Source organism: Bacillus sp. GMs2/2, assembly GCF_050172095.1.
In the GTDB taxonomy this organism is placed as follows: domain Bacteria; phylum Bacillota; class Bacilli; order Bacillales; family Bacillaceae_G; genus Bacillus_A; species Bacillus_A cereus.
On record NZ_JBNLYE010000291.1, the window covers coordinates 1 to 5,022 of the forward strand.

A 5,022-nucleotide genomic window follows, 5' to 3' on the forward strand; every position below is an offset into this window, starting at 1 on the left:
CTGTAAATCAATGTATAAACCAAAATATAGAAATAAAGAATTCGAAGGGTGAAGAATGAGAAATGGTTATATTAGGAGCAGTTGTAAATGGGATTTGTATTATATTTGGTACTTTACTTGGTAAATTATTTAGTAGGATTCCAGAAAGTATGAAAGGGACGATAATGCACGCAATCGGTTTAGCGGTTACTGTGCTTGGGCTTCAAATGGCATTAAAAAGTGAAAACTTTCTTGTTGTCATACTGAGTTTAGTGATTGGTACGGTAATTGGAGAATGGTTACAATTAGAAGAAAAGTTAAAACATTTAGGGGATTGGCTAGAAAATAAAGTTGGATCGAAGGGGAAAGGAAGCATATCAGAAGGTTTTGTAACAGCTACTTTAATTTTTGCAATTGGTGCGATGGGGATACTTGGTGCACTTGACAGTGGGATTCGCGGAAATCATAATATTTTATTTACCAAGGCAATTATCGATGGATTTATTTCTATTATATTAACGACAACTCTAGGAATTGGCGTAGTATTTTCGGCGATTCCAGTTGTTTTATATGAAGGTGGTATTGCAGTTTTTGCAACACAAATTAATAGTTTTGTCCCAAAAGAATTAATGAACCAATTTATAGTGGAGATGACGGCTACGGGCGGCATTATGATATCTGCTATCGGATTAAACTTACTCGGATTTATTAAAATTAAAGTGGCAAATTTACTTCCAGGTATATTAGTAGTGGGTGTAATTGTTTCAATTATTTATGGTTACGGTTTGTTAGTAAATTAGTAGAGGATGGAAACACATATGGAGGAATTTCAATTTACAAAACGTGTGCATAAAATATTGGAGATTGCAGCAGAAGAGAGTGAGTGTAGCATAATTCACCCGGTCCATCTGTTTATAGGTATGTGTAAAGAAGGTACAGGAGTTTGCGCTGAGTTATTTATGTATTTGTTTCATAAAGTCGGTCCAGATTTTTTAGAAAAACTTTCGTTACGAAAACGATTCGATTTACATAATCAAGAGTATAAAAAAATAGAGCAATATAAACTATCTTATAATGCGATAGAAATTTTACAAATAGCGAAGAAACGTATGGAACGCTTTCAGCAAGTAGTAATCAATGAAGGACATATTATGTATGCATTATTTCGTGTAGATACAGATATTGGTGAATTTATACATACACAAATGCAAGAAGATATATTACGTATTACAGCTGCACCGAGAGACTTAGCGGTTGATTTAAATAGTTTTAAATCTATTTATAATACATTATTTTGTCATGTAAGAAGAGCTAGTCCTTCTGATTTTGATAAGTTATCACGATTTGTGGCGGATGAATTTGGTGAACGGTGGTTACAGTCGGTTGATTATGGATTTCGGACATATAATGAAAAGTTACCTATCTATATTGCACAGCAGGAGGAAGTGATAATTGGTTTCGCCTGTTACGATGTAGTGAGAGGAAAGAAAGGATTGTTTGGTCCAATGGGCATAGCGAAACAAAATCGTGTGAAAGGTGTAGGAAAAGAATTATTGCATCATTGTTTATATAATATGAAGCAAGATGGATATGAATATGCGATTATTGGACAAGCAGGTCCCATTGAGTTTTACGAGAGAAATTGTGATGCTCGTTTAATATCGATAGATAATAAGTAACCAACTTCATCTAAAGGAGTTGGTTTTATTATGAAAATGATGTAGAGATGTAGTGGTTTTTACTAGAAAATAGCGGGTTTTGTAGTAAATCTTGCATAAAAAGCAAATTACTAAACTTTTTACAAGAAAGGGTGTAGAATGGGTATCTAAAGAAAGAAGGTGTGAAAATGGCCAGCTGGAAACGAAATTTAATGATTTGTTGGCTAGGTTGTTTTACCACTGCAGCCGGTATGAGTTTAGTAATTCCTTTCTTATCTTTTTATATTGAGGAATTGGGAGTAACTGGCACTTCAAGCATTGCACAGTGGTCGGGACTTGCATTTGGTGTAACATTTTTAATGGGTGCGATCGTATCACCAATATGGGGAAAGCTTGGTGATATACATGGACGGAAATTGATGCTAATTCGTGCTAGCCTCGGTATGGCGATTATTATGACGCTTATGGGGTTTGTAACGGATGTATATCAATTAGTCGCACTAAGATTTTTAATGGGAGCAGTATCTGGTTTCCTTTCAACCGCAATGACATTTATTGCAGCAGAAACTCCGAAAGAACATTCAGGTTGGGCAATTTCCACAATTTCAACTGGTGGTGTAAGCGGTTCGTTACTTGGCCCGTTACTTGGAGGTTATTTATCTGAATTAATTGGAATGCGTCATGTCTTTCTTGTTACAGGAGCTTTTTTATTCCTTTCCTTTCTCATCGTTTTTTTCTTCTTGCATGAAGAAAATCACTCTGCTCAAGCAAAAAAAACACAGCCGAAAAAAGTATGGACGATGGTCCCAGCGAAGCATTTAATTATTAGTTTGTTTGTTACAACATTTATTATTCAACTTGCTAATATGTCAGTTCAACCAATTGTTACATTGTACGTGAAAAATTTAGTAGGCCCTCATACTGCACATATTGAAACAATTGCGGGAGCAGTTATGTCAGCGACAGGATTAGCCGTTATTTTGGCAGCACCAAGACTAGGAAGATTATCAGATCATATCGGTCCTCAAAAAACTTTAGTTGTAGCGTTATTTGCTGCAGGAATTATTTTTATCCCGCAAGCATTTGTAACCTCAGCTTGGCAACTATTAATTCTTCGATTTTTATTAGGTATCGCACAAGCAGGATTATTACCTTCCGTACAAACTCTACTAAAACAACATACACCAACCCATGTTACGGGACGGATATTTGGATATAATCAATCATTTCAGTTTTTAGGAAATATGATTGGTCCAGTGCTCGGGGGACAAATTGCAGCGCATGCAGGTTTCCAATATGTTTTCCTCTCTACATCATCACTATTATTTATTGCGTGTATTTGGGTTTATTTTCATAATAAGAACGAAGAGGTATCAGAGAAACGACATTTGGAAGTTAGTTAACTAAGTGAATGAAAAAGAAAAAGGATGAAGCAGCATGTGCTTCATCCTTTTCTTTAAAATCGAAGACAAAGATAACTTAATGTACCAAGCTCGTAACTACGGTGAATGACTTCACCGCTATTTTCACCACTTCCCATAGCGATAAATAAAGGAACAAAATGTTCTGCTCTTGGTACTGCTAATTGTGCATGAGGAGCATTTTTTTCCCAATTAAACAATGCATTTTTATCGTTATTCTGCATATGTTTAATAATCCAATCATCAAATTCAATTGCCCATTTTTCAGGTGTAGTTTGATTCCATTTCAGTGCTCGTAAGTTATGGACGGTAACACCACTCCCGATTACTAAAATATCTTCTTGTCCGAGTCCTTTAAGTGCTTCTCCAATTTTAAATTGTTCTTTTGCAGAAAGGAATGGATTTACTGATATTTGCACGACAGGAATATTTGCTTCTGGATACATGCGGTGCAGGAGTGTCCATGAACCATGATCTAAACCTCTCGTCATATTATGATGGACTGAAATACCTTTGTTCTTAAATTTTGTTTCTAAAATAGATGCAATGCTAGAAGAGCCTTTCGCACGATATTTGATTTCGTATAACTCAGGGGGAAAACCTCCAAAATCATAAATTGTTTCATACTCGTTATCTGATGAGGAAATCGTTAATACTTCACTTTCCCAGTGAGCAGTGAAAATAACAATTGTTTTCGGTTTATATGTTTCTCCAAGTGTTTTTAAAAATCGTGTATAGTCTGTATCTTGAATAGCGAGCATAGGCGAACCATGTGCTAAAAATAATGATGGCATCATAATAGTAGAAACCTCCTAAAAATTATATAGTTACTTTATGTAAGTAACTATATAATTTTATTTCAGGTTCGTCAAGAGATCAGTTTGAAAGCAAGTCTGAAAAATACATCATTTGTCATAATGAAAGCAATTACATATAATATAAAATAAGAAAAGTGAATGGATATTCATTTCTCTTAAAGGTATACATAATAGAGTTGGGAGCTGACGAAATGAATGTACAGGAAAGTTTCGTTACGGCATTGGATGGATCGGAAATTTATTTGCGTAAGTGGTTACCAGAAGGAGATCCGAGAGGAATTATTCAAATTGCACATGGCATGACAGAGCATGCAGGGGTGTATACAGAATTTGTGGATGCTTTATTGGAAGCAGGGTATGGTGTTTATGCGCATGATCATAAAGGACATGGGAAAACAGTAAAAAAAGAAGAAGATTATGGTCATTTTGAACCAAATATAGGGTGGAATCAAGTTGTAACGGATGTTATCTTTGTTTCAGAAAGGATAAAAGAAGAGCAGTCAAGTCCTTTGTTTTTACTTGGACATAGTATGGGTTCTTTTTTATCAAGACGTGCTGTACAACTTAGGGGTGAACTATATGAGGGATTTCTGATTTCAGGAACAGGTGGAAATCCAGGGCTTTTAGGAGTTATTGGTCATAAAGTAGCAACAATCGAAATGAAGTTGCGCGGGGCAAAAACGAAAAGTCCAATGTTAAACTTTTTATCTTTCGGAAACTTCAATTCGAACTTTAAGCCAAATCGTACAAAATTTGATTGGTTATCTTCAGATAATAATCAAGTTGATAAATATATTGCGGATCCGTTATGTGGTTTCATTTGTACGACGAGTTTTTACCGAGAATTATTTTCTGGTGTATTAGAAGTAAATAAACTAGAAGAATACAAGAAGACGCCAAAGAATCTTCCAATACATATATTCTCTGGTGATCGTGATCCTGTTGGCGATATGGGGAAAGGTGTAAAAGAAGTATATGAAAACTATAAAAAATGTGGTGTGAAAGACGTGACACTACGTTTATATGAAAATGGTAGACATGAAATGTTTCATGAAGTAAATAAGGATGAAGTATTTAAAGATTTAATTTCGTGGTTAGATGCGCATAATAAATGAGAAAGATAATCCCAAACTGTTTGTAGTTTGG

At 35.1% G+C, this 5,022-nt stretch carries 5 protein-coding genes; 4 read left to right on the plus strand and 1 reads right to left on the minus strand.

All coding sequences use genetic code 11. The features are described from left to right. Positions 1-62 precede the first annotated feature (62 nt). From ACQGS6_RS22660 to ACQGS6_RS22670, 3 genes are all read left to right on the plus strand, one after another. Positions 63-779 (plus strand): DUF554 domain-containing protein, encoded by a 717-nt coding sequence (locus tag ACQGS6_RS22660; protein ID WP_000236035.1) that lies wholly within the window; start codon positions 63-65, stop codon positions 777-779. 18 nt (positions 780-797) lie between these two features. Continuing rightward, positions 798-1,658 carry a GNAT family N-acetyltransferase gene (locus tag ACQGS6_RS22665; protein ID WP_242784639.1) on the plus strand — a complete coding sequence of 287 codons (861 nt, stop codon included), beginning with the start codon at positions 798-800 and terminating at the stop codon, positions 1,656-1,658. 167 nt (positions 1,659-1,825) lie between these two features. Next, positions 1,826-3,040, plus strand: coding sequence for a multidrug efflux MFS transporter (locus ACQGS6_RS22670; RefSeq protein WP_000179303.1), 1,215 nt, complete (start codon positions 1,826-1,828; stop codon positions 3,038-3,040). A gap of 53 nt (positions 3,041-3,093) precedes the next feature. On the opposite strand, the gene ACQGS6_RS22675 is transcribed toward ACQGS6_RS22670, so the two are convergent. Beyond that, positions 3,094-3,855 carry a DODA-type extradiol aromatic ring-opening family dioxygenase gene (locus tag ACQGS6_RS22675; RefSeq protein ID WP_426965640.1) on the minus strand — a complete coding sequence of 254 codons (762 nt, stop codon included), beginning with the start codon at positions 3,853-3,855 and terminating at the stop codon, positions 3,094-3,096. 212 nt (positions 3,856-4,067) lie between these two features. Between ACQGS6_RS22675 and ACQGS6_RS22680 the strand changes: the two genes are divergently transcribed. Further along, positions 4,068-4,991, plus strand: a complete 924-nt coding sequence (locus tag ACQGS6_RS22680; protein WP_001102591.1) for an alpha/beta hydrolase — start codon at positions 4,068-4,070, stop codon at positions 4,989-4,991. Positions 4,992-5,022 lie beyond the last annotated feature (31 nt).

Coding starts and splice junctions, on each gene's coding strand:
- ACQGS6_RS22660 (WP_000236035.1), top strand. CDS start 63: ATGGTTATATTAGGAGCAGTTGTAAATGGGATTTGTATTATATTTGGT.
- ACQGS6_RS22665 (WP_242784639.1), top strand. CDS start 798: ATGGAGGAATTTCAATTTACAAAACGTGTGCATAAAATATTGGAGATT.
- ACQGS6_RS22670 (WP_000179303.1), top strand. CDS start 1,826: ATGGCCAGCTGGAAACGAAATTTAATGATTTGTTGGCTAGGTTGTTTT.
- ACQGS6_RS22675 (WP_426965640.1), bottom strand. CDS start 3,855: ATGATGCCATCATTATTTTTAGCACATGGTTCGCCTATGCTCGCTATT.
- ACQGS6_RS22680 (WP_001102591.1), top strand. CDS start 4,068: ATGAATGTACAGGAAAGTTTCGTTACGGCATTGGATGGATCGGAAATT.